At 32.2% G+C, this 17,144-nt stretch carries 54 protein-coding genes; all 54 read right to left on the bottom strand.

Translation table 11 applies throughout. The features are described 5' to 3' along the window. Positions 1-107 precede the first annotated feature (107 nt). The gene (locus DW904_RS21345; protein WP_118584156.1) at positions 108-626 is read right to left on the bottom strand and encodes a hypothetical protein; all 519 of its coding nucleotides are present in this window, start codon (positions 624-626) and stop codon (positions 108-110) included. Position 627: 1 nt separating this feature from the next. Beyond that, a complete protein-coding gene (locus DW904_RS21340) occupies positions 628-840 on the bottom strand; it encodes a hypothetical protein (RefSeq protein WP_147422362.1) in 213 nt (70 codons plus the stop codon). Between the two features lie 11 nt (positions 841-851). After that, positions 852-1,169: a hypothetical protein gene (locus tag DW904_RS21335; protein ID WP_118584154.1), complete on the bottom strand. Its 318-nt coding sequence runs from the start codon at positions 1,167-1,169 to the stop codon at positions 852-854. A gap of 12 nt (positions 1,170-1,181) precedes the next feature. Beyond that, a complete protein-coding gene (locus DW904_RS21330) occupies positions 1,182-1,736 on the bottom strand; it encodes a response regulator transcription factor (RefSeq protein ID WP_118584153.1) in 555 nt (184 codons plus the stop codon). Positions 1,737-1,763: 27 nt separating this feature from the next. Then, positions 1,764-1,961 carry a hypothetical protein gene (locus DW904_RS21325; RefSeq protein ID WP_118584152.1) on the bottom strand — a complete coding sequence of 66 codons (198 nt, stop codon included), beginning with the start codon at positions 1,959-1,961 and terminating at the stop codon, positions 1,764-1,766. 26 nt (positions 1,962-1,987) lie between these two features. Continuing rightward, positions 1,988-2,260, bottom strand: a complete 273-nt coding sequence (locus DW904_RS21320) for a hypothetical protein (protein WP_118584151.1) — start codon at positions 2,258-2,260, stop codon at positions 1,988-1,990. An 18-nt stretch (positions 2,261-2,278) separates the two neighbouring features. Further along, on the bottom strand, positions 2,279-2,458 hold the full coding sequence (locus DW904_RS21315) for a hypothetical protein (protein ID WP_118584150.1): 180 nt from the start codon (positions 2,456-2,458) through the stop codon (positions 2,279-2,281). Next, positions 2,445-2,771 (bottom strand): hypothetical protein, encoded by a 327-nt coding sequence (locus DW904_RS21310; RefSeq protein WP_118584149.1) that lies wholly within the window; start codon positions 2,769-2,771, stop codon positions 2,445-2,447. Before DW904_RS21310 ends, DW904_RS21315 begins: the two co-directional genes overlap by 14 nt. Before the next feature lie 32 nt (positions 2,772-2,803). Continuing rightward, a complete protein-coding gene (locus tag DW904_RS21305) occupies positions 2,804-2,992 on the bottom strand; it encodes a hypothetical protein (protein ID WP_118584148.1) in 189 nt (62 codons plus the stop codon). Positions 2,993-3,019: 27 nt separating this feature from the next. Continuing rightward, positions 3,020-3,394, bottom strand: a complete 375-nt coding sequence (locus DW904_RS21300; RefSeq protein ID WP_118584147.1) for a hypothetical protein — start codon at positions 3,392-3,394, stop codon at positions 3,020-3,022. A gap of 13 nt (positions 3,395-3,407) precedes the next feature. Then, a complete protein-coding gene (locus tag DW904_RS21295) occupies positions 3,408-3,623 on the bottom strand; it encodes a hypothetical protein (RefSeq protein WP_118584146.1) in 216 nt (71 codons plus the stop codon). A 9-nt stretch (positions 3,624-3,632) separates the two neighbouring features. Continuing rightward, a complete protein-coding gene (locus DW904_RS21290; RefSeq protein ID WP_207664940.1) occupies positions 3,633-3,914 on the bottom strand; it encodes a hypothetical protein in 282 nt (93 codons plus the stop codon). Between the two features lie 115 nt (positions 3,915-4,029). Then, the gene (locus tag DW904_RS21285) at positions 4,030-4,242 is read right to left on the bottom strand and encodes a hypothetical protein (protein ID WP_118584145.1); all 213 of its coding nucleotides are present in this window, start codon (positions 4,240-4,242) and stop codon (positions 4,030-4,032) included. A 15-nt stretch (positions 4,243-4,257) separates the two neighbouring features. Further along, positions 4,258-4,434: a hypothetical protein gene (locus DW904_RS23180; RefSeq protein WP_202187800.1), complete on the bottom strand. Its 177-nt coding sequence runs from the start codon at positions 4,432-4,434 to the stop codon at positions 4,258-4,260. Next, positions 4,427-4,987 (bottom strand): hypothetical protein, encoded by a 561-nt coding sequence (locus DW904_RS21280; RefSeq protein ID WP_118584144.1) that lies wholly within the window; start codon positions 4,985-4,987, stop codon positions 4,427-4,429. Before DW904_RS21280 ends, DW904_RS23180 begins: the two co-directional genes overlap by 8 nt. 14 nt (positions 4,988-5,001) lie before the next feature. Beyond that, positions 5,002-5,208 (bottom strand): hypothetical protein, encoded by a 207-nt coding sequence (locus tag DW904_RS21275; protein ID WP_118584143.1) that lies wholly within the window; start codon positions 5,206-5,208, stop codon positions 5,002-5,004. 112 nt (positions 5,209-5,320) lie between these two features. Then, positions 5,321-5,557, bottom strand: a complete 237-nt coding sequence (locus tag DW904_RS21270; protein WP_118584142.1) for a hypothetical protein — start codon at positions 5,555-5,557, stop codon at positions 5,321-5,323. A gap of 17 nt (positions 5,558-5,574) precedes the next feature. Then, the gene (locus tag DW904_RS21265; RefSeq protein ID WP_118584141.1) at positions 5,575-6,180 is read right to left on the bottom strand and encodes a hypothetical protein; all 606 of its coding nucleotides are present in this window, start codon (positions 6,178-6,180) and stop codon (positions 5,575-5,577) included. 11 nt (positions 6,181-6,191) lie between these two features. Then, the gene (locus DW904_RS21260; protein WP_118584140.1) at positions 6,192-6,407 is read right to left on the bottom strand and encodes a hypothetical protein; all 216 of its coding nucleotides are present in this window, start codon (positions 6,405-6,407) and stop codon (positions 6,192-6,194) included. A 34-nt stretch (positions 6,408-6,441) separates the two neighbouring features. Continuing rightward, positions 6,442-6,693, bottom strand: a complete 252-nt coding sequence (locus DW904_RS21255) for a hypothetical protein (RefSeq protein WP_118584139.1) — start codon at positions 6,691-6,693, stop codon at positions 6,442-6,444. 4 nt (positions 6,694-6,697) lie between these two features. After that, complete coding sequence (locus DW904_RS21250) at positions 6,698-6,967, bottom strand: hypothetical protein (protein ID WP_118584138.1); 270 nt, start codon at positions 6,965-6,967, stop codon at positions 6,698-6,700. Beyond that, on the bottom strand, positions 6,945-7,247 hold the full coding sequence (locus tag DW904_RS21245; RefSeq protein WP_118584137.1) for a hypothetical protein: 303 nt from the start codon (positions 7,245-7,247) through the stop codon (positions 6,945-6,947). The genes DW904_RS21250 and DW904_RS21245 overlap by 23 nt, the downstream gene beginning before the upstream one ends. 23 nt (positions 7,248-7,270) lie before the next feature. Further along, positions 7,271-7,414: a hypothetical protein gene (locus DW904_RS23175; RefSeq protein WP_202187799.1), complete on the bottom strand. Its 144-nt coding sequence runs from the start codon at positions 7,412-7,414 to the stop codon at positions 7,271-7,273. Between the two features lie 32 nt (positions 7,415-7,446). Continuing rightward, positions 7,447-7,671, bottom strand: a complete 225-nt coding sequence (locus DW904_RS21240) for a hypothetical protein (protein ID WP_118584136.1) — start codon at positions 7,669-7,671, stop codon at positions 7,447-7,449. An 11-nt stretch (positions 7,672-7,682) separates the two neighbouring features. After that, positions 7,683-7,901: a hypothetical protein gene (locus DW904_RS21235; protein WP_118584135.1), complete on the bottom strand. Its 219-nt coding sequence runs from the start codon at positions 7,899-7,901 to the stop codon at positions 7,683-7,685. 29 nt (positions 7,902-7,930) lie between these two features. Further along, complete coding sequence (locus DW904_RS21230; protein ID WP_118584134.1) at positions 7,931-8,248, bottom strand: hypothetical protein; 318 nt, start codon at positions 8,246-8,248, stop codon at positions 7,931-7,933. 87 nt (positions 8,249-8,335) lie between these two features. After that, positions 8,336-8,530, bottom strand: a complete 195-nt coding sequence (locus DW904_RS21225; RefSeq protein WP_118584133.1) for a hypothetical protein — start codon at positions 8,528-8,530, stop codon at positions 8,336-8,338. 1 nt (position 8,531) lies between these two features. Next, complete coding sequence (locus DW904_RS21220) at positions 8,532-8,795, bottom strand: hypothetical protein (RefSeq protein WP_118584132.1); 264 nt, start codon at positions 8,793-8,795, stop codon at positions 8,532-8,534. Positions 8,796-8,797: 2 nt separating this feature from the next. Beyond that, positions 8,798-9,187 carry a hypothetical protein gene (locus tag DW904_RS21215; RefSeq protein WP_118584131.1) on the bottom strand — a complete coding sequence of 130 codons (390 nt, stop codon included), beginning with the start codon at positions 9,185-9,187 and terminating at the stop codon, positions 8,798-8,800. 27 nt (positions 9,188-9,214) lie between these two features. Further along, positions 9,215-9,523 (bottom strand): hypothetical protein, encoded by a 309-nt coding sequence (locus DW904_RS21210; RefSeq protein ID WP_118584130.1) that lies wholly within the window; start codon positions 9,521-9,523, stop codon positions 9,215-9,217. Positions 9,524-9,526: 3 nt separating this feature from the next. Then, positions 9,527-9,883 (bottom strand): hypothetical protein, encoded by a 357-nt coding sequence (locus DW904_RS21205; RefSeq protein WP_118584129.1) that lies wholly within the window; start codon positions 9,881-9,883, stop codon positions 9,527-9,529. Next, on the bottom strand, positions 9,883-10,263 hold the full coding sequence (locus DW904_RS21200) for a hypothetical protein (protein WP_118584128.1): 381 nt from the start codon (positions 10,261-10,263) through the stop codon (positions 9,883-9,885). Before DW904_RS21200 ends, DW904_RS21205 begins: the two co-directional genes overlap by 1 nt. Before the next feature lie 191 nt (positions 10,264-10,454). After that, positions 10,455-10,721, bottom strand: a complete 267-nt coding sequence (locus tag DW904_RS21195) for a hypothetical protein (protein ID WP_118584127.1) — start codon at positions 10,719-10,721, stop codon at positions 10,455-10,457. Positions 10,722-10,789: 68 nt separating this feature from the next. Further along, positions 10,790-11,422, bottom strand: a complete 633-nt coding sequence (locus tag DW904_RS21190; RefSeq protein ID WP_118584126.1) for a hypothetical protein — start codon at positions 11,420-11,422, stop codon at positions 10,790-10,792. A 15-nt stretch (positions 11,423-11,437) separates the two neighbouring features. Beyond that, positions 11,438-11,635: a hypothetical protein gene (locus DW904_RS21185; RefSeq protein WP_118584125.1), complete on the bottom strand. Its 198-nt coding sequence runs from the start codon at positions 11,633-11,635 to the stop codon at positions 11,438-11,440. Between the two features lie 14 nt (positions 11,636-11,649). Then, entirely contained in the window at positions 11,650-11,976 is a 327-nt protein-coding gene (locus DW904_RS21180; RefSeq protein WP_118584124.1) for a hypothetical protein, read from the bottom strand. A gap of 1 nt (position 11,977) precedes the next feature. After that, the gene (locus DW904_RS21175; protein ID WP_118584123.1) at positions 11,978-12,184 is read right to left on the bottom strand and encodes a hypothetical protein; all 207 of its coding nucleotides are present in this window, start codon (positions 12,182-12,184) and stop codon (positions 11,978-11,980) included. Continuing rightward, complete coding sequence (locus DW904_RS21170; RefSeq protein WP_118584122.1) at positions 12,177-12,422, bottom strand: hypothetical protein; 246 nt, start codon at positions 12,420-12,422, stop codon at positions 12,177-12,179. Before DW904_RS21170 ends, DW904_RS21175 begins: the two co-directional genes overlap by 8 nt. Further along, positions 12,419-12,679, bottom strand: coding sequence for a hypothetical protein (locus DW904_RS21165; protein ID WP_118584121.1), 261 nt, complete (start codon positions 12,677-12,679; stop codon positions 12,419-12,421). The genes DW904_RS21170 and DW904_RS21165 overlap by 4 nt, the downstream gene beginning before the upstream one ends. 12 nt (positions 12,680-12,691) lie before the next feature. Then, the gene (locus DW904_RS23170) at positions 12,692-12,850 is read right to left on the bottom strand and encodes a hypothetical protein (protein WP_173769201.1); all 159 of its coding nucleotides are present in this window, start codon (positions 12,848-12,850) and stop codon (positions 12,692-12,694) included. After that, positions 12,843-13,001, bottom strand: a complete 159-nt coding sequence (locus DW904_RS23165) for a hypothetical protein (RefSeq protein WP_173769202.1) — start codon at positions 12,999-13,001, stop codon at positions 12,843-12,845. The genes DW904_RS23170 and DW904_RS23165 overlap by 8 nt, the downstream gene beginning before the upstream one ends. Before the next feature lie 26 nt (positions 13,002-13,027). After that, positions 13,028-13,210 carry a hypothetical protein gene (locus DW904_RS21160; protein WP_118584120.1) on the bottom strand — a complete coding sequence of 61 codons (183 nt, stop codon included), beginning with the start codon at positions 13,208-13,210 and terminating at the stop codon, positions 13,028-13,030. A gap of 17 nt (positions 13,211-13,227) precedes the next feature. Next, positions 13,228-13,596 (bottom strand): hypothetical protein, encoded by a 369-nt coding sequence (locus DW904_RS21155; protein WP_118584119.1) that lies wholly within the window; start codon positions 13,594-13,596, stop codon positions 13,228-13,230. Positions 13,597-13,631: 35 nt separating this feature from the next. Then, positions 13,632-13,781: a hypothetical protein gene (locus DW904_RS23160; protein ID WP_202187798.1), complete on the bottom strand. Its 150-nt coding sequence runs from the start codon at positions 13,779-13,781 to the stop codon at positions 13,632-13,634. Positions 13,782-13,798: 17 nt separating this feature from the next. Next, the gene (locus tag DW904_RS21150) at positions 13,799-14,209 is read right to left on the bottom strand and encodes a hypothetical protein (RefSeq protein ID WP_118584118.1); all 411 of its coding nucleotides are present in this window, start codon (positions 14,207-14,209) and stop codon (positions 13,799-13,801) included. A gap of 13 nt (positions 14,210-14,222) precedes the next feature. Continuing rightward, positions 14,223-14,591 (bottom strand): hypothetical protein, encoded by a 369-nt coding sequence (locus DW904_RS21145; RefSeq protein ID WP_118584117.1) that lies wholly within the window; start codon positions 14,589-14,591, stop codon positions 14,223-14,225. 29 nt (positions 14,592-14,620) lie between these two features. Then, positions 14,621-14,857 (bottom strand): hypothetical protein, encoded by a 237-nt coding sequence (locus DW904_RS21140; protein ID WP_118584116.1) that lies wholly within the window; start codon positions 14,855-14,857, stop codon positions 14,621-14,623. Between the two features lie 26 nt (positions 14,858-14,883). Next, positions 14,884-15,051, bottom strand: a complete 168-nt coding sequence (locus DW904_RS23155; protein WP_202187797.1) for a hypothetical protein — start codon at positions 15,049-15,051, stop codon at positions 14,884-14,886. 1 nt (position 15,052) lies between these two features. Next, complete coding sequence (locus tag DW904_RS21135; protein ID WP_118584115.1) at positions 15,053-15,232, bottom strand: hypothetical protein; 180 nt, start codon at positions 15,230-15,232, stop codon at positions 15,053-15,055. Positions 15,233-15,266: 34 nt separating this feature from the next. After that, a complete protein-coding gene (locus DW904_RS21130) occupies positions 15,267-15,452 on the bottom strand; it encodes a hypothetical protein (protein ID WP_118584114.1) in 186 nt (61 codons plus the stop codon). Next, a complete protein-coding gene (locus tag DW904_RS21125; protein ID WP_118584113.1) occupies positions 15,449-16,174 on the bottom strand; it encodes a hypothetical protein in 726 nt (241 codons plus the stop codon). Before DW904_RS21125 ends, DW904_RS21130 begins: the two co-directional genes overlap by 4 nt. Further along, complete coding sequence (locus DW904_RS21120; protein WP_118584112.1) at positions 16,174-16,416, bottom strand: hypothetical protein; 243 nt, start codon at positions 16,414-16,416, stop codon at positions 16,174-16,176. Before DW904_RS21120 ends, DW904_RS21125 begins: the two co-directional genes overlap by 1 nt. A gap of 15 nt (positions 16,417-16,431) precedes the next feature. After that, positions 16,432-16,665 (bottom strand): hypothetical protein, encoded by a 234-nt coding sequence (locus DW904_RS21115; protein ID WP_118584111.1) that lies wholly within the window; start codon positions 16,663-16,665, stop codon positions 16,432-16,434. Positions 16,666-16,718: 53 nt separating this feature from the next. Beyond that, positions 16,719-16,844, bottom strand: a complete 126-nt coding sequence (locus DW904_RS24720; protein WP_279254415.1) for a hypothetical protein — start codon at positions 16,842-16,844, stop codon at positions 16,719-16,721. Positions 16,845-17,144: the final 300 nt, after the last annotated feature.

The raw sequence follows: 17,144 nt of genomic DNA, 5'->3' as shown, positions 1-17,144 counted from the left end.
TCTTTTGATGGACGGAATATTGAATTATAATCAATATAAAGTTTTCTTAATTCATGCATCATCTATAAATTCCTTTTATAAATATAACACCAATTTTATATTCTTCATTAGTTTACAGGAATAATGACAATTTCATCTGCAACAACTCTTCTTTCTTCTGGTCTAATACTCCATTTCTCATCAAATGCACCATTAAGTATTTTTTCCTGGAAATATTTTTTACACATTTTTGCATATTCTAAGTTATATGCTTTTAAAAGTATTTCATCTCTATACTGAACGTCATATGATGATGCATCAATATCATCTACATTCTTAATTTCATATTCATCAATTTCATCCTGAATAGCATCATAATCGATAGTACCATAACTAATGCGGTTTCCATATTTATTCTCGTAAAGCTGATAAAAAAGACCTCCTACATCAGTTCTTTCCATTTCTTCGCATAATTCTCCAAAACTATCTCCATCTATACAACATTCAAATCTGCCTTCCCAAGGGTTATCTGCAAAAAATCCAAGCTGTACACCAACACCATCGTATGGAGCATTTGGATTGTATCTATCATCTTCACTCGTTACTATCATTACATATTTTTTATTTCCATTTCTCTTATTATCCATTTTATACCTCCGAATCAAAAACTTCTTTTATCTGGTCCTCTGTTAAGACACCATCGAATAATTCCCTTGCTGTCCAGTTCTTTGAACTACGTCCTGTATAGAAATCTGCATATTTAATACAATTACATGCTAATTGAATAAGCTGATCCCCATCGGTCCGTCCTTGAGCTGTGTTACTATGGAGATATTTCATTACTTTATCAAGCCGATCCATTTCCATTTACCTCACTCATCTTTATATTTGAAAAACTTTTCTTTCTGATCATATATTCGCTCCTGGATGTCACTTATGCCCTTAATTAAATTTTCATATTTATCATCCAGAAATTCTTGTGCTTTTGATGCAACCAGCTCATCAATAGAGTCCTCAATTCTCTTTGCAACTACTGAAAAATCCAATTCAACTCCACCAACTTCAAATTTTACCGGATATGTTCCATCTTTCTCGTTAACCATTTCGAGAATTTTATCATTATCTCCATTAGTCGCGGCGCAAATTAGCCAAAGTTCCATATCGCCATGTTTAGGTCTATAATTCATCATATTTATCACTCCTTATGCAATTTTTCTTACTTTTGCTTCAATACTTCGCTCTGTCCGTCCAAGCTTTTCAGCTATCTCTTTATATGTCATACATCTACGCAGCATATGTTTAATCTGCACTATTTCATTTGCAGTAAAATTTCTACAATGTCGTTTTGTTTTATATCTTAATTGTTCAAATTCTACCCACTGTGGTTCCGGAAGTATTGAACATAAATCATAGCCAGACCAATTAATTACGTTTCGGTGATCATCTGCCCATTTCCAAAAATTCTCTGGATCTATCTGATATCTAGTTCTATTCTTTGAATCATTTATTTTAATTGCTGGAAGATTGAATTTTTCTACCCACCGTTTGATTACCTGTGTATTTGTACTAAAACATTCAGCAAGTACATGAGCACTTAAATATCCATCATAATATGTATTGATTCTCATTTGTACGGCTTTTTTACTAACAGATTCAATACTTCGATTAAGAGCTTTTGCAGTTCGCTTGGTAGGTTGACGTAAATAATACTTATTCATATATTTCTCTTCCTCTACTGTCCATTCTCTTCTTGCCATTTTACACCTCACAAAACATGTATTTTATCAGTCAATATTGATGCATATAATTCCATTTTCAATTCCAAAACTACCTACAACATAATCTGCAAACTCGCTACTATACATAGCTTCTGTAAATGCCCCTCTAAATACTTCTTTCTCTTCCTGAACATTCCATATAACCACTTCTTCATCATGTTCTATATATAAACTACATAAATCAAATACCGTAATTTCTGCCATTTTCGTTTACCTCCAATCTTCATCCATTAGCATTTATATCCATCAATTGGGATTACATAAACGTAGATTCCATTCTTATCCTCATTAATCCAATACTGAATATCACGAACTAAGAATTTATAATATTGTATACATTTCTTTCCTGTATTTTCATTTATCTTATTAAAATTAATTTGAATGGTTTCGCCTATTCTCGGAAGAAACGGCGTTTCACATTTTTTAATTAAACAATCACAGTTACCATAATCATAATATTGACCTGTTCCACTTTTTATTAAAATTTCATATTTATAATTCATTTTCGCTTTCCTCTGTGTTTAATATTCATCAAAATCAGTTCCTTCTGCCTCTATAACGGCACCATCAAATAATTTAATGATTGTACTATTTTCTTTTATTTTCAATACAACACCACCTGCTCCTTTTTCATCATAATCCTTTCCATTAATATCTTTACTTGGTAGCATTGTTACACAAACCTTGTCACCTATCTTCATTTGATCCCTCCAACATTTTTTTAATTTCACTTTCCACTCTGGTTTTAAATCTTTTATAATTTTTGGCAGATTTAATTAGTTGTATATCATTAATCCATTTACAGTGACTATAAAACTCGTTGGATTCATATATATTAATTGAAAATCCATGAAACCCAAATGCTGAAACTGTACTCCATTGAATATCTGCAATATACTTTTTGTTATTTTTTTCTATGTATATATATCCATAAACCAAAACCATTGGATTTTTACTTTTATTCAATTCTATTAAATCTTTTTCTGTAAAATCAGTCCAATCAAAACTAAACATTTTTGCACCTCCGATAAAAAGTTGATTTTATATTAATCTATTTCTACATATATACACAAATCTTCATACCAATTTGTTCCAAAGCTCACCACATTGTACTTAGAATATAATTCCATGGCTTTTTTAACAGATCCTGAAAATATTTCCTTTCTATTGTATATTTTTACTGTTCCAAAAGAACCATTTTGTAATGAAAGCAAATCTCCAACTGTTGTTCCCATTTTTGCTACCTCCGTAAAAACTCGATTTTATCTTTCTGAAATGTATTTCTGAATATAATCATCTGCTTCTTTTTCTGTCATCATTTCAGTAGTTGAAGCGCTGCCATCTGTCATTTCTTCAAAAATACATTCCGCAATAATCTGATCAGAATAATCATCATAAATTTCTCTTAATGATTCAATAGAATCGTAATATCCGGAAATATTACATTCCTTTTCATGCTCTGTATAATCATCGAGATCGACAAAAGCAGTTTTTACTGTATATGATTTATCTGGATATCCAGGATCTCCCTTACAAGTATCTAACCATACCTTTTCTATGAAACTATATGTTCCATCTGAATTTATCTTACAATACTGACTGCTATCTGAATCTGTACAAACCCATTCTTCTCTCATTTAATCACCTTTTTCAAATTACATCCCATAACATTTTCATATCTGGATGTCTATAACCAATGTAAGCAAGTGCCTGGTTAACTCCTTGAGCATAACCAATTTTCTGATCAGCAAACCTCATCTGTACCGCAGATATATTGGTTCGCTTGAAAACTTCTTGTGCTTCTCTTCCGTTCCTGATTCCTTCCCACATTGCTTTATAACATTTCTGTTTTTCTATTTCAGTCATAATTTATCCTCACCATTCATATGTTTTAAATCCATTCTCAATCGGACCATCGGAATCAAGACAGATCCAATCTACTCCACATCCAATTGCAAAAGCAATTATTGTTTCAATATCTTCCGGAAGATTCATTTCTTCATAATCAAAATCATCTGGCACATAAACAAAATATCCACCAGTTTTTTTATACACGCATAATCCCTCAGTCGGTTCTTTTACTTGCCCTATTAACCATTTGTCTGTTTCTCTTGAAATATGCGCTGTACTCAGTGTCCACATTCTTGCAATTTCCATTGTTAACCCTCCTTTAATCCAAGTTTTGCAAAGAAATCGTCAACCATCTTATCTGATTCTTCTGCTTTTTCTTTTCTTTTTCAAGTGCGTTGTAGATATCTTTAATTACATCATTCTAATATCTATAATCTAATGACTCTGAATTTCCATTATCAGAAAAGTGTGTTTCATACAAGGGTATGCAGCTTCTTCCAATCCGAACGCATTCTACATTATTCCAATAACCACATCGTGTATAATCAATTTCAAATCCTACTTTCTGAAGCTTTTTCATAAAAGTGTCATTTACTTTCCGGTCCTTTTTTAAATACTCAATTGTCTCTTTCATCTATATCTTCTCCTTTCAAATAATTCCGTTCTCACGAAATTCATTTACCAATCCATATCGTTTTGCCTTTGTACTAAAAAACTCCTGCCATTGGAGTAATTCCAACCAGGAGTAATTGTTGTTTTCAAAATCCGACTGCCAATCTGCAGCCAGATCACGTATTTTATTTTTCGCTTGCTGATATTTAGTCATCGCTATCACGCTCCAAGTATCTATTAATCTTCTCATATAGCTGGTCACAAAGAGAAAGAATTCCATAGGTTCCATTATCATCGTCATCGTCATAAACCTCATCTGAAGCCTGTGCTGCTAAATCTGCAATTCTGGATAATAAATCTTTCATTTTTTCTGTTACAAACAAATCGTCCATAGGAAATCTATATTCTTTAAAAAACTGCTCCTTATCATCGTACCCTTCCATAAAATCATTAATATCAGGAGTTTGCCAATCAACATAATTAAATAAATCTTCTGCAATATTTTCATGCCCATTGCATTCTTTTATAAAGTCGTTTGTTGTATAACACCGACCCATAACGCTATCAATTTCATAACTTTTGACAATACTCTTATTAACTGGGATATCAACTAAAGAAAGATCAGAAATATAACAAATATCATCTCCAATAATACCAGGAAGAAATTTTCCTTTATAAATCAGACAATCCTGACCATCTGTGAATTCAAATATATCCTCTAATTTCACACCAGATTTTAATTCTTTCCGTAATTCGTCTCTCGTCATAACATTTCCTCCAATCAAATACGACTTTTATTTTCAATCAAATTATCCAGCTGATCTTCTGTACCATATAAATTTTGGTATGTATCATACTCCATGGGTATCTGTACAAAAACAATATTACCAATGATTTTCCGAACTATTACAGTTGTATCAACAAGTTTTCCTTGCTTAAATATGCTGTTAATTACTATTGGAATTTCTTGACCTATCTTATATTTCATACCACACCTCCAGACTACTTAATCTGCCATAATTCATAATCTTCAAGCAGCTCTTTCAAATTTGTATTCTCTGTATATTATTCTACTCCAATCATTCACTTTATATTATAATTTATTTATACCAATAATCTTTATCTGTTTTAGAATCAGCACTTTCAACACAGTATTCTGTACCATTCACAATTATATATTCTCTAATGAGGTTTTCTAACTCATCTCCATCATCGTCAACTGCATCTTCAAATTGTTCAATATTAAATACTTCTCTTGTTTCTGTGTTTACCTTACAGCTGCTAAGTAATTCGAAACCACCATCCCAAACTGAAATAAATGTTGCGTCCTTAACCATATTATCCTCCTTTCAAATCATCGTTTTATTGCATTTAAAATTATTTCTGAAAAATATTTTCTCTGCGCTTCTAAAGAACCATACTGTTCCCAATCAAAATAATCCGCATTTTTATCTGTTAAAATTTCTTGATTTGCAACTACTTTTAATCTGTGTTCTATTTCTTTAACAGTCGGAAATGATTCTGTGTCATCATTGGTATAGAACAAATACATATAACCTCTTGATTTTTTTACACCACATGTATTACCAATAATAATTGCTCTAAATCCAGCATCATTTTCAACTGTAATTTCTGACTCTCCAAGGACATTATTCCATATGACATTGTAAAATTTATATAATTCATCTTGCTTTAATTCCTTATATGCACTCTTTATCTTTCTTGCTAATTCTAAATAGGTCATATCTTTTCTCCATTCTTCCAATGAAAATCTTGTTTTATTTTTTATAATTTCAGATTCAATTATTTCAATTTTATAGTTTGGATTGAAATATAGAAATTTTGAAACTAAATCATGAATTGCTTGTGACTCAGAACACGAAACAACTTCTTCTACATTTTTATCAATTGGTGTATACTTACCTGTTCTATATTTTATTCTTACATTCACATTGTTCATTTGGCTTCACCTCATCTATCTTCACATACATCATATAAATCTAAATTGTCTTCCTTTTTCGGTAATCTTATAACATAATCAGTTCCACAAAAATCATGTCCACAGCTATCACATCCATTTGAATTTCTCATAACAATATCTTCCGCTTCACTTTTAGAATTAGCTTTTACAAGATAAGTATGTTTATATGTTTCAACTACTGTTACTAAGTATTTTCTCTTTGACATATGTTCACCTCAATTCTCTTGTAGAATTCTTGTTTTATTTATCTTTATATTTCAGTGGATATTTCTTAAAATTTAAATATTCCGAAATATAAACGCATGGTATATATTCTCTAAAATCATCATAGTACCACGCTTTCCATAATTTAGTTCCTGGCTTTGAAAGTTCTCTTACTGCCTCTTTAAACGAGTCATATAAACCCATATTATATACTTCCATATTTTCTTTTGTGCGGTCTAATATTTTCTTTGGGACACGTTTTGCAAAATCTGTTTCATCAAAAGTCATGTTTTCACCTCCAGGAATCTCTCAACAAATCATAATTGATCCTTTGCTTTATTCGTAATTTCTCTTCGTATATTTCACATAGCTCATCATACAGATCATTATATTCTTCCTTATTTGCTTTAACTGTATCCCAGTAATAAGAAAGAGCAGCCTCATCGTGCTGCCCTATGTGCATATAACTCATTATCATGCCGGTGTTTACTGGTATCTCAGGAAGAAACGCAATGACCTCATTCGTATATTTATCTTTTCTAAATAGTACCTGCATTAACATCACCAACCTTTTTAAATGTTAGCTTGTAACCAAATCTTTCCCAAAACTCTACTGCAGCATCTTTACATTCATTAAGCGTGCATGTCCATGCATTATCGTTCGCGTATATATTGTCGTAACCAAAAGATTCTACACAATAAAATGTCGGATAGCCATCTGGTACAGTAAAATCTTTTGAATATTCAAATGCTTCTTTTAAAGTATTAAAATCTTTTTCGCTTTCCAATTTATACCAAACATACTCATGGTCTTCATATGTTTCGGTATCAATTAATGGCATTAAATCATCAAGTTCATGTACTCTTAATTTCTCTGCATTATTTTCATTTTTTGCATTTTAATTTCTTTTTCATAATTTAAACAATGACGCTCTGTATCAAATTGTGTTCCATCATCTGCAATATAAATTTCTTCGTATACCGTCTTTTCTCTTTTTTCTATTCTCATATTTTCAATCTCCCTTCTTCAGAACAAAATTGCTATTTTATTTCCATAAGCAACTTTCCAATTTCCTTTGCTTCACCAATTGCACAAATTGCAGTTGCCTTACTATCCTCGTTTCCATTCTTTCTTGTAAAGTGATTTACCATATAAACTTTATCTGGCATTACTTTACCATCTACTATGTAGTGACCAATCTCAACAGTTTTATCACCAATCTTACCAAGATCCTGTACTTTTGTATAAATAAATTTCTTTGCCATAGTTCTGCCCCCTATCTAATCACTATTTTGAATCCATATTTTTCAGCAAGTTCTTTATTAATAACGATTCTTTTATCGAAAGTTTTTCCTGCATCAAAATTTTCAACATTTACCAATGCTTTTGTTTTACCACACATACCATCAAAAATTCCAACTGCAATTCCATTATTGAGTGAGGTTTTATAACTCCATGGCTCAAGCTCTTCACCGGTCCATAAACACTGCTTCATAAAATACCTCCGACCAAATATCTCTTTTATCAGATTGATACCATATGTATATCATCAGCCAAATAATTGCAACTTCTCTTGATAAAAGGCAATGAAATTGTACCAATTTCCATATATGGAATTTTATTTTCATCAAGAAAATTTGTGAAAAATTCTCCAATACTTGTGTCACACTCAATATCTTCATGAAAAGCATCGTGAGCATCATACGCTAAGTATTTAACAGCATCTATTTGACTTTCTGGAACCATAAAAACTAATGGGGCACATCCTAAACTATCCGGCTCTTCATTATCAAATGTGTCATCAAAGTCCAATACAAAAAATGTCCATGTAATTTCTTCCATTTATCAAACCTCGCTTTCAATTTTGCTTACTAACTGTTCAATAGCAGTTAACACTTCTTCATTAAGGTTATTTGTTTTAACATTACATCAGTCCTTTATAATAGTATGTTTTCCGTTTTCATCTCTTTTCCAACTATATCCAAGAAACTCTACAGCTTTAATTGCACCATTGTAATAACTTAGATCAGCCTGCCTTGGTGGATTATCCATCCATAAAATTCTCCATCGTTCATCCAGCCATTCCTCTGTCTGTTTAACTATAATCTGTGGCGTTCTTCTCATATTAATTACCTCTCGTAATCTCTTTCATACATTTATCCAAGTAATCATCAAATTCCGTATCTGTAAATTCAAAGAACATTTGTTTTACAGCATCTTTATCCTTACTTCTCTTATAAATATTAAAAATATCTTGTGAGAAACCTGAGATTTCATTATCTACATTTGATAACAAATCGGCCAAAATTGTGTCTGAATCAATAATTATACCTTCAGGAGTACTGGTATTTAACAACTCTACTTGCCTAATCTTTTCTCTTGTCGTCATAATCAGCACACCTCCTCGTATTTTGTACAAACTGTATACACTGTTCTCTTCAAGATTTTATACCGAGTTACATCGTATTTCTCTTCTGGCAGCTCATGCAGACGTTTCATCAATCTCTCTTCACACAACATTTTATTGAGTGTAGCTTTTCCGCTTGGCACATATCCAGATTCATGTCTAAATATGTACGCCTGGTATTCTTCGTCTTCTTCATAAGAATCAAACTCTGTAAATCCATCAAGATTTACACCAGACTGATTAAGCCAATTAAATTCATTGTCAAAGTCACTAAGAATATCATCTGCACTATAATCGTCATCGTCTATGTAAGTGTGACCTGCTGCATCTTTTAAAATTCCCTTGTCAACATCACAAAATGCTAATATCTTCATTTTTTATACCTCCACAAAATCTACATTTTATTCCACACAACCTGCAGCAATTTTAATTGCTTCACATATCTGTTTAATTGAATTAAAATATACATCTGCATTTGGATTTTCTTTTGAATAATAATTATTAACAATTTCTATAATCTGTTCACACCACCGAATTACGGAATTTTTTGCTTTACCGGAACTGCTCTCGTCCTGTTGTTCAAGATCAACTTTTAATGCTGCACCTGATGGGCTTGAGAATAATAGATACTCAGGCTTTTTATCCAAATATGTTTTCAAATCACTAAAACTATTTGCACTTATGTTAATCATATTAATAATTTCTGCCATTTTTCAGTTTCCTTTCTGTATAACAGTTTTGATACAATTCTCAATCTGGTCATTCTCACTTAAGTTACAGTCATAAATTCCTTGAAACAATATAACAACTTCTTCAGCTTCTTCCCAACTGATGTCATAACCCCAATCATCTGCACGATTCAATACATCATCAACCTTACCTTCGAAAATTTTTTTCTTATAAAACATATAGCCTAATGAAACGAACCTTTCCATTCCGGTAAAACCATGTCTATAGTTAGTTGTTTCCATCCACTTATTAAGTTCATCCAACTCCATTACTAAATCTTCTTTTGTCTTGCCAAGTTTTTTTAATAACTCATCAAGAGTAATATCTAATGTTTTGTTCATTACAGTTCCTCCACAATAAATTTTAATTTCATATAATCTGTTTCTTCTGGATCAACATCCATCTCATTACATAAATATTCCCAACTGTAATTTGACCTTACTGCCTTACATATTTCGATTTCTTTTACTGCAGGAGTAAACCATGCTTCACATCTGATGTATTGTAAAATTTCATGAGTATCACACTCATTTGCAATCCGAACCGCAGTTCTAACAATTGACTGGCAAAACTCTTCTGTCATTAACCCATTTCCTCTTACAGTTTTTATATCATCTTCTGTAATGGATTTTAAATTTTCAATTCCCTTGTCAAGCATATAATAAATAATCATCATCTCTGCGCTGCCACTGTGACTTAAAATTTCTTTCATTTTGTTCATTCTCTCTTACCTCCATTTAATATGCATTAATACAATATTTCTTAATTTCATCTTCTGTTTTACATTTATCGACTCCAACACATCTATATTCACAATTTTTATCACTACAATGAATACAGCATATATCACATTTGTCATTTTCTGGAATTGATATATCCATTGCGCATCTAATCATTTTTCCTTACTGCCTTTCAGTCAAGATTTAAGTCAATATCATACTCTAAATTGTAATATTTCCATCCATTTTTTTCGCAAACATAGTTAATTAATGTAAGTGGTATTCTTCCACATTTTCCATACAAATCCGTTTCATCTTCTTTGCAAAGAAATTTATGAGCTTTCAGCAATTCGTCCTCTACGTCATCAAATGATGTGCCACTTTTTACCATCAATATAAATTGATCAATTGCATCTTCATCGTCATAGAAAAAATCTAATCTTACAAGAATTTTAATCATTTTTCTTACCTCCATTTTTGTACTAAAAAAGACAACTGGTACCATGTACTTCCCAGTTGTCTTATAATTTATGCTGCATAATATGTTCCATCTTCAAGAAACTCCCATTCGTTTCCATCACAAGCTTCTTCAACTTCTTCTTCATCAGGTTCATACAGGTATTTATAACCTATTTCTTCCCAATCTAAACAGTATTTCCTAATTACCATCTTGACATAAGCTTCCATTTTGCCTAGTAAATCTAAATTGATATTCCTAAAATGTGACATCTCATATGTAAAATCAGCTTCGAGATCAATTTGACTGACATAACAATACGTATATCCCATTCTATTAGATGGTAATTTTACATCGCCACAATATTCAGAATAAAACTTTGCAGTTTTAATTTCCTTCCATGAAAAGAAATTCTCAAAAGCTTTGTAGTTATCTCCACACAAATGATTTTGTACCATATTTACTAAATCCATAAAGCACAAATCACCGTAGACATTTACTCCGTCACCCTGGCAAGATGATAAACTCCATTCAACTTTAAGTTTGCTGTTAGGAAACAAATTTTTCAAATCTTCGTTAATCATGTCAGTTAATTCTTCTGCTCTAAATGGATCGTCAATATACCAACTCCGAACTTTTGCTTTCGCTTCATCAGATAGTTCAGAATACTGGTAAACATTGAACTTTTTAATTATCTCTCTCATCGTAAAACCTCCCTTTTACCGGCTCCATTCTCCAACTTTATTTCCATTGATATCAATTAAAACGCCTGACTCACAACCATACTCAAGTTTATCAATGACTTCTTTTAAAATTCTGGAAATTTCTTCTGCCTCACAGTATTTGTCATAAGCCTTATCATCATTATACTCATCGTGAAAAGCTGCATTACCTGTATTAATTGTAAGTTTAAACATATTTTTATCCTCCTTTAATCAAAAATTCCTCTTAATGTTTTCATTTCTTCATTGTAATCTTGGCCAGCAGTATACTCAATTTCACCTCTCTTAAAGTTATATGCAAGTCTTCTGAGAATTCCACAAGGCTCAACATAATTTTTTCCTTTATTCATAATTCTTGTTTTCCGATTTCCCCTAGCTGTTTTTGCTACAAATTCACGACATAAGCAAAACACTTCATAACTTGTATCTTCATCTAAATCTTTCCATTTCTGCCAACCGTCCTCTTCACCAGTATATCTTCCTGTCAGTGCGTCATAGCAGCTAATTTCTTTTGCATCTTTAATATCTTTTAACATATTAAGCCCTCCATCTTTTCTCGACAGTATCATATAAGGCTCCATTAGCATCCTGATAATCAACATCTTTTGAATATGTAAACTTGCAACATTTATGTCCATTTAGATACACTGTACTTTTATTTCCATTTTCCATTACGTATCTCTCTCTGAATCCGGCAACATTGTATGCTTCGACCATCTCTGGATTTCTAAATCTTTTAGCCATATAACTCACACTCCCTTTCATCAGTTAGCTTTAATCTTAGTTTGCCTTGAACACATCCATAAAGCCAACCATCCAGGTACTCAATGCTATAGCAATACTGGATATATGAATCACTATCCTCCGGATAAAACACATAAAAGCCTTTACCACAATTTTCTTTCTCAATACGAACTGTTCCAAAATTATGTACGAAAGCTTTTAGGTTACTTTTAATTAGATTTCTCTCTCTTTCAGTCATGCCACCACCTCTAATTTATTCCACCACAACTTTCCACCACCTGGAAGATTGTAAAATAAAAGGAATGAATTTATATGCCGCATTGTTGTAGCACTATATCCATCCCATAACTTCTCAAAATTTCCATTATGTATTCTAGCAACCAATGTTGAATAACTTATCAGACATATATCTCCATTATCGTGTTCAATTACTTTTGCCTTTCCATAAAAACTTTTTCGTGTTCCATCCATTACAGGTAAATCAAATCCTTTCATGTAGTACCTCCATCACTCATCCGTATTCCAGCGTTTACACCGAACATTACTTTTATTAAACTCATGTCCAGGTTTTGCTACCGGAATGCGTTTTGCCTTGTTAATCTCTTTCTGTTTCTTTTTCGGCAACTTTTTAAATTCATCGGCTGCCATATTTTCTAATTTAGTCATCGTTTTCTCCCTCTCCCTCATAAAATACCATTGGGAAACTGTCTATTTTTAAATGCATCTTTTCAATCCACAGATGCGCCAGTTCTGATTTTTTAAAACCTCTTTTAATTTTAAGATTTCCTTCATCATCGATCCACTCTACTCTATACATTAAAATACCTCCGTAGATTATAATTTTTACCTAAAATTATTTTGCAGATAAATGTAGCTTCCACACCTTACCTTATCTGTATCTTTATCCCAGTATCCTAATTTAACCATTCCCCTTACAGATCCAGTTCTGTGAATTGATGCTCCTTTATCAGAAAAACGTTTTCCTGTTTTTGCTTCATACTCTTTTGGACTATGGTAATATGCCATTTCCATTGCTCCTTTCACTAAAACTCATACATTAGTAATAGCCACTCTTCTTCTGTCAAAACATCAGCATCATCAGACGTGAGAGCATCTAATATATTTTCATGCCTTTCACAGAACTCTTTTGTAACATCTTCTCTAATATCGTCATAAGAAAAGAACAATTCTTTCTGCTCACATTTTCCAAACAATAATTTCTGGCAGTCTGGACAATACCCAGTTTTCAAAAATTCCCTTACTGTTGGACTTGTGTTTGAAAGGGCATTCTGAATCAAGCTTCCATATGCAATATATTTTTTGTACTGATCATATTCAACTTCTGTTAATTTAACAAAATATGTTTTACCGCACATTGGGCATTCTTTTTTTACAATTTTTGAATATTCCATTTTTCTCCTCCGATCAAATACGAATTTTATCTCCATCAAAATACTATTATTACTTGTGAATTTTTCTTTTCATCTTCAATGATAAAATTAATATCATACTGATTACCATTGTGATTATCAAGAATAGTTATATCAGATTCTGAATCGTAATGCTTTAATCCATCAATTAGCTGACCTACTGTCATAATTCTCATCTCCTTTACTAATTAGCGTGATCATAACTATAACCTTTTTGGACAACATATTTATTAAGAGCTTCAAACATATCCCTTTCAAGCTGTTCTGCCCAGTTGTCTAAAACCCAATTTACATTAATATCATGATCGACATAATCATCAGATCTCCAATCATTATCTCCCTCTCCCCATTTAATACAGGAAAAGTAATCAATAATTGGACGTTTATCACCAGGATGTTTTCCAGATTGTTCATATGTCATCAAATTTACTTCAACATCTACATATCCAAGTTGAAGAATAGCAATTCCTCTTTCCGGATCACCATACTCATATAAACTTTTCATATAATTATTTCGAATATCTTCAATATCGTTTTCAATTCCATTAAGCACAAACTTATAGTCTGGTCTCTTTTTCGCTTCCTCGAATGTCATGTTTTCATCTCCCTTACCCAAAATTGAACTGAGGATTCTCTTTTCGCTGAATACATTCCCTTAACCACTGTTTTACTTCCTCATTCCAATAGCACACTCCGTTTGTGAACGTTCCACAAGAATAAATAATTAATCCGTCTTTTTCAATCTGTTCAACCCAGTAACAGTATCTTTCATCATCCCTTGATGAAATACAAGAACTATCTAAATGCAATTCTTTATCATTTTTGTCATCAGGATTAACAAAGAACATAGAGCCTTCATATTTCCCTTTTACCATTCCAAATAGCCAATCTGCAATTTCCTCTAACGAAGAAAATATTTTTACTTCTTGTGTTCCACCATAGCCGTAACGATATTTTTCATATTTTACCTTATACATATTTTATCTCCCCTTACAAAATGCGGATTTTATAGTTCTTCAATTTCTTCATCTGATACTTCTTCTGCCTTTTCAAGCAGTGTTTGTAGAGTCCATCCAGTAAATGTCATAAGCATTTGATCAATAATTTCTCGATCATGTTCTGAAGTATATTTATTAAGTACATACTCCATTCCCTTAACAATTTCATCTCGGCCAGAATACTCTCTGTCAGATTCAAATTCGTCAATGATAGCAATTGCTAATTTGTCAAAATTAATATCCATTTTGTGTCTCCCTATAAATGTTGATTTTATAGTTCTGTTACATCACACCAACTGTCACTGCACTGTTCTGGACCATCTTCTTTGCCCTCTCTAATTCTTTCTCGAAGAATTTCCTCTGCTTCTTCCGGCGAGTTGGCTTCGACTTCATAATTCTCTTCATATGTTTCGTGATAAGTTACACTATACTTTTTCATTTTAATTTTCCTTTCTTACTCTTAAAATTTCTGACGCAATATATTCGGTTCCCACATAAGTGGCTGGTTCATCATTCTCATATGATTTATTTCTAGAAATTTCTTTTGCTTCTTCCGGATCATCTGCATCAACAACAGAGTAACGCTCGTAAACTTTTCTTTCGAGTACTATATATTGCATGTAAAATTCCCCCTTAAAATTTCCGTTTTATTGTTTAAAAGTTTAAGCAGATAATTTCCTTAATCTGTTCGATTACTCTTTTATGCTCTGATACCATAAGCATCACAGCAAATTCGCTCTTATCTTTAATATCTGCATACTGTTTAATATCTGGTTCACAATATGTTTCACTATATTCAGTTAATAAATCCATCAACTGAATTAGATCTTCTTTACTCATGCAATTACTTCCCATTCTTCGTTTTTCTCTTCACGCTTTCCTTTAAGAATCTGACCTTTATAGTATCTAAACATGTATTCCCAAATCCTTGGAATGGATAAAAGCTTTTGCTTTATAAATTCAATTTCTCTTCCACCATGATCCGCTTCATATTTTTCTAAAGCCCAATCAATGTTTTCATATACATCTAAAAGTCTACAGTAGATATGATTTTTATATCTGTTTTCCCTTTGAATCTTTAAATGTTTTTCACATTCCTCGTATGTATCAAACACATCATCAGGATAATAATCATTGTGCTCACCATATCCAAGTGGATAGCCATGCGCTTTTTTAACTATTCTATAAAAACCATGGTCAATTTCTGCTTCAATAAATTTATCAACTATTGGAGCAATCACTAATAAACCATTGTCAAACAACTCCTGTATTCTTTTTGTATCTTTTACATTGACAGTTCCAAATTCTGCAACATATTTTTCATATTTCCATTGGTCAATAGATTCTTCCCAAAGTCTTGTGTTATAGGTCCAGTCTTTAGGTAACTTTTTGAACTCAATTTCTGATTCAAATTCATCAAACGGAATTCCATTAATCAACCGAACTTCTGGTGTTCTGAGCCTTTTTACAACATGTGTACATGTGCTTTTATAGCTGTATGCACCAAAAATAACCATATCATTTTCTATGAAATAACAGATCTGGTTTTCTTTCATTTCCATTACCCCTCCGTCAAACTATCAAGTGCAAACATAAATGCTGCAACCTCTCTATCACTTGTAATAAAATCGCCTCTATAATTTGCAAATTTTCCAACAAAATCTCCATGATCATTTAAGAATTTGTCTCCGGCTTCTACTGCTTCATTAAAACCTGCAACTTGATCTCGATTTTTATACAAAAAATCATATTCTTCATCAAATTTCTTTTTAAACATTTCAATATCTACATTAAATTCTCTCATTTTCCCCTTACCTCACTAAACCACATAGAAATATGATTTTTTGATTTCCGGTGCATATTTGTAAAAACCTACGCAGTCAAGACCAACAAATCTCTTACTGGTCATTTTATCTTTCTCTTCCTGGGTAAGAAGTCTGTCAATAGTAACACGGATGGCGCTACGACCATCCATCAACCGAACATCTTTAAAATCTACAGTGTCACACTTGACGCTATCTGGAAGTAACTCGATCAATTTTGTAATGCTCATATTATTTGTCCTCCGTTTCTCTTACTTCTTTTTCTTTCTGTTTCCCATGTTCTCTAATCATCTTGGTTTATTTTTCTTACTCCATCGTCTTTTTCGTCATCAGTTTCGTAAGCACATTTTGAACCTGGCAATTTACAAGAACATGATTCATAAGTGCATGTACATTCATCACATTTCATTTACCTTACCTCCGTTTTTAATTCATCAGCGTATTATATGCTTCATCCAATGAGCAACTTAACCCAATCATTAACATCATACATTCGTGGGCAGTTTCTTTAATATATCGTGTTTTTTCTTCTGCGGTTAAATCTCTTTTTAATGCAGCTTGCCAGATACCCATGCATTACCAGATATCTCTGCGTCACCAGACATCTCTATATTGCCAGATATCTCTGAGTTGCCACGTACACATGCGTTACCACGTACCTCTACGTTGCCACGTACACATGCATTATCATATACTTCTGAGTTGCCAC

The sequence above is a fragment of the Ruminococcus sp. AM42-11 genome, from assembly GCF_003480145.1.
Classification (GTDB): Bacteria; Bacillota; Clostridia; order Lachnospirales; family Lachnospiraceae; genus Blautia_A; species Blautia_A faecis.
This window is presented reverse-complemented; position numbering and strand designations above follow the sequence as displayed.

What these genes read in the sequence shown, in the direction of transcription:
- DW904_RS21345 (WP_118584156.1), bottom strand. Translation starts at nt 626, where the DNA reads ATGGATAATAAGAGAAATGGAAATAAAAAATATGTAATGATAGTAACG.
- DW904_RS21340 (WP_147422362.1), bottom strand. Translation starts at nt 840, where the DNA reads ATGGATCGGCTTGATAAAGTAATGAAATATCTCCATAGTAACACAGCT.
- DW904_RS21335 (WP_118584154.1), bottom strand. Translation starts at nt 1,169, where the DNA reads ATGATGAATTATAGACCTAAACATGGCGATATGGAACTTTGGCTAATT.
- DW904_RS21330 (WP_118584153.1), bottom strand. Translation starts at nt 1,736, where the DNA reads ATGGCAAGAAGAGAATGGACAGTAGAGGAAGAGAAATATATGAATAAG.
- DW904_RS21325 (WP_118584152.1), bottom strand. Translation starts at nt 1,961, where the DNA reads ATGGCAGAAATTACGGTATTTGATTTATGTAGTTTATATATAGAACAT.
- DW904_RS21320 (WP_118584151.1), bottom strand. Translation starts at nt 2,260, where the DNA reads ATGAATTATAAATATGAAATTTTAATAAAAAGTGGAACAGGTCAATAT.
- DW904_RS21315 (WP_118584150.1), bottom strand. Translation starts at nt 2,458, where the DNA reads ATGAAGATAGGTGACAAGGTTTGTGTAACAATGCTACCAAGTAAAGAT.
- DW904_RS21310 (WP_118584149.1), bottom strand. Translation starts at nt 2,771, where the DNA reads ATGTTTAGTTTTGATTGGACTGATTTTACAGAAAAAGATTTAATAGAA.
- DW904_RS21305 (WP_118584148.1), bottom strand. Translation starts at nt 2,992, where the DNA reads ATGGGAACAACAGTTGGAGATTTGCTTTCATTACAAAATGGTTCTTTT.
- DW904_RS21300 (WP_118584147.1), bottom strand. Translation starts at nt 3,394, where the DNA reads ATGAGAGAAGAATGGGTTTGTACAGATTCAGATAGCAGTCAGTATTGT.
- DW904_RS21295 (WP_118584146.1), bottom strand. Translation starts at nt 3,623, where the DNA reads ATGACTGAAATAGAAAAACAGAAATGTTATAAAGCAATGTGGGAAGGA.
- DW904_RS21290 (WP_207664940.1), bottom strand. Translation starts at nt 3,914, where the DNA reads ATGGAAATTGCAAGAATGTGGACACTGAGTACAGCGCATATTTCAAGA.
- DW904_RS21285 (WP_118584145.1), bottom strand. Translation starts at nt 4,242, where the DNA reads ATGAAAGAGACAATTGAGTATTTAAAAAAGGACCGGAAAGTAAATGAC.
- DW904_RS23180 (WP_202187800.1), bottom strand. Translation starts at nt 4,434, where the DNA reads ATGACTAAATATCAGCAAGCGAAAAATAAAATACGTGATCTGGCTGCA.
- DW904_RS21280 (WP_118584144.1), bottom strand. Translation starts at nt 4,987, where the DNA reads ATGACGAGAGACGAATTACGGAAAGAATTAAAATCTGGTGTGAAATTA.
- DW904_RS21275 (WP_118584143.1), bottom strand. Translation starts at nt 5,208, where the DNA reads ATGAAATATAAGATAGGTCAAGAAATTCCAATAGTAATTAACAGCATA.
- DW904_RS21270 (WP_118584142.1), bottom strand. Translation starts at nt 5,557, where the DNA reads ATGGTTAAGGACGCAACATTTATTTCAGTTTGGGATGGTGGTTTCGAA.
- DW904_RS21265 (WP_118584141.1), bottom strand. Translation starts at nt 6,180, where the DNA reads ATGAACAATGTGAATGTAAGAATAAAATATAGAACAGGTAAGTATACA.
- DW904_RS21260 (WP_118584140.1), bottom strand. Translation starts at nt 6,407, where the DNA reads ATGTCAAAGAGAAAATACTTAGTAACAGTAGTTGAAACATATAAACAT.
- DW904_RS21255 (WP_118584139.1), bottom strand. Translation starts at nt 6,693, where the DNA reads ATGACTTTTGATGAAACAGATTTTGCAAAACGTGTCCCAAAGAAAATA.
- DW904_RS21250 (WP_118584138.1), bottom strand. Translation starts at nt 6,967, where the DNA reads ATGTTAATGCAGGTACTATTTAGAAAAGATAAATATACGAATGAGGTC.
- DW904_RS21245 (WP_118584137.1), bottom strand. Translation starts at nt 7,247, where the DNA reads ATGCCATTAATTGATACCGAAACATATGAAGACCATGAGTATGTTTGG.
- DW904_RS23175 (WP_202187799.1), bottom strand. Translation starts at nt 7,414, where the DNA reads ATGAGAATAGAAAAAAGAGAAAAGACGGTATACGAAGAAATTTATATT.
- DW904_RS21240 (WP_118584136.1), bottom strand. Translation starts at nt 7,671, where the DNA reads ATGGCAAAGAAATTTATTTATACAAAAGTACAGGATCTTGGTAAGATT.
- DW904_RS21235 (WP_118584135.1), bottom strand. Translation starts at nt 7,901, where the DNA reads ATGAAGCAGTGTTTATGGACCGGTGAAGAGCTTGAGCCATGGAGTTAT.
- DW904_RS21230 (WP_118584134.1), bottom strand. Translation starts at nt 8,248, where the DNA reads ATGGAAGAAATTACATGGACATTTTTTGTATTGGACTTTGATGACACA.
- DW904_RS21225 (WP_118584133.1), bottom strand. Translation starts at nt 8,530, where the DNA reads ATGAGAAGAACGCCACAGATTATAGTTAAACAGACAGAGGAATGGCTG.
- DW904_RS21220 (WP_118584132.1), bottom strand. Translation starts at nt 8,795, where the DNA reads ATGACGACAAGAGAAAAGATTAGGCAAGTAGAGTTGTTAAATACCAGT.
- DW904_RS21215 (WP_118584131.1), bottom strand. Translation starts at nt 9,187, where the DNA reads ATGAAGATATTAGCATTTTGTGATGTTGACAAGGGAATTTTAAAAGAT.
- DW904_RS21210 (WP_118584130.1), bottom strand. Translation starts at nt 9,523, where the DNA reads ATGGCAGAAATTATTAATATGATTAACATAAGTGCAAATAGTTTTAGT.
- DW904_RS21205 (WP_118584129.1), bottom strand. Translation starts at nt 9,883, where the DNA reads ATGAACAAAACATTAGATATTACTCTTGATGAGTTATTAAAAAAACTT.
- DW904_RS21200 (WP_118584128.1), bottom strand. Translation starts at nt 10,263, where the DNA reads ATGAACAAAATGAAAGAAATTTTAAGTCACAGTGGCAGCGCAGAGATG.
- DW904_RS21195 (WP_118584127.1), bottom strand. Translation starts at nt 10,721, where the DNA reads ATGATTAAAATTCTTGTAAGATTAGATTTTTTCTATGACGATGAAGAT.
- DW904_RS21190 (WP_118584126.1), bottom strand. Translation starts at nt 11,422, where the DNA reads ATGAGAGAGATAATTAAAAAGTTCAATGTTTACCAGTATTCTGAACTA.
- DW904_RS21185 (WP_118584125.1), bottom strand. Translation starts at nt 11,635, where the DNA reads ATGTTTAAACTTACAATTAATACAGGTAATGCAGCTTTTCACGATGAG.
- DW904_RS21180 (WP_118584124.1), bottom strand. Translation starts at nt 11,976, where the DNA reads ATGTTAAAAGATATTAAAGATGCAAAAGAAATTAGCTGCTATGACGCA.
- DW904_RS21175 (WP_118584123.1), bottom strand. Translation starts at nt 12,184, where the DNA reads ATGGCTAAAAGATTTAGAAATCCAGAGATGGTCGAAGCATACAATGTT.
- DW904_RS21170 (WP_118584122.1), bottom strand. Translation starts at nt 12,422, where the DNA reads ATGACTGAAAGAGAGAGAAATCTAATTAAAAGTAACCTAAAAGCTTTC.
- DW904_RS21165 (WP_118584121.1), bottom strand. Translation starts at nt 12,679, where the DNA reads ATGAAAGGATTTGATTTACCTGTAATGGATGGAACACGAAAAAGTTTT.
- DW904_RS23170 (WP_173769201.1), bottom strand. Translation starts at nt 12,850, where the DNA reads ATGACTAAATTAGAAAATATGGCAGCCGATGAATTTAAAAAGTTGCCG.
- DW904_RS23165 (WP_173769202.1), bottom strand. Translation starts at nt 13,001, where the DNA reads ATGTATAGAGTAGAGTGGATCGATGATGAAGGAAATCTTAAAATTAAA.
- DW904_RS21160 (WP_118584120.1), bottom strand. Translation starts at nt 13,210, where the DNA reads ATGGCATATTACCATAGTCCAAAAGAGTATGAAGCAAAAACAGGAAAA.
- DW904_RS21155 (WP_118584119.1), bottom strand. Translation starts at nt 13,596, where the DNA reads ATGGAATATTCAAAAATTGTAAAAAAAGAATGCCCAATGTGCGGTAAA.
- DW904_RS23160 (WP_202187798.1), bottom strand. Translation starts at nt 13,781, where the DNA reads ATGACAGTAGGTCAGCTAATTGATGGATTAAAGCATTACGATTCAGAA.
- DW904_RS21150 (WP_118584118.1), bottom strand. Translation starts at nt 14,209, where the DNA reads ATGACATTCGAGGAAGCGAAAAAGAGACCAGACTATAAGTTTGTGCTT.
- DW904_RS21145 (WP_118584117.1), bottom strand. Translation starts at nt 14,591, where the DNA reads ATGTATAAGGTAAAATATGAAAAATATCGTTACGGCTATGGTGGAACA.
- DW904_RS21140 (WP_118584116.1), bottom strand. Translation starts at nt 14,857, where the DNA reads ATGGATATTAATTTTGACAAATTAGCAATTGCTATCATTGACGAATTT.
- DW904_RS23155 (WP_202187797.1), bottom strand. Translation starts at nt 15,051, where the DNA reads ATGAAAAAGTATAGTGTAACTTATCACGAAACATATGAAGAGAATTAT.
- DW904_RS21135 (WP_118584115.1), bottom strand. Translation starts at nt 15,232, where the DNA reads ATGCAATATATAGTACTCGAAAGAAAAGTTTACGAGCGTTACTCTGTT.
- DW904_RS21130 (WP_118584114.1), bottom strand. Translation starts at nt 15,452, where the DNA reads ATGAGTAAAGAAGATCTAATTCAGTTGATGGATTTATTAACTGAATAT.
- DW904_RS21125 (WP_118584113.1), bottom strand. Translation starts at nt 16,174, where the DNA reads ATGGAAATGAAAGAAAACCAGATCTGTTATTTCATAGAAAATGATATG.
- DW904_RS21120 (WP_118584112.1), bottom strand. Translation starts at nt 16,416, where the DNA reads ATGAGAGAATTTAATGTAGATATTGAAATGTTTAAAAAGAAATTTGAT.
- DW904_RS21115 (WP_118584111.1), bottom strand. Translation starts at nt 16,665, where the DNA reads ATGAGCATTACAAAATTGATCGAGTTACTTCCAGATAGCGTCAAGTGT.
- DW904_RS24720 (WP_279254415.1), bottom strand. Translation starts at nt 16,844, where the DNA reads ATGAAATGTGATGAATGTACATGCACTTATGAATCATGTTCTTGTAAA.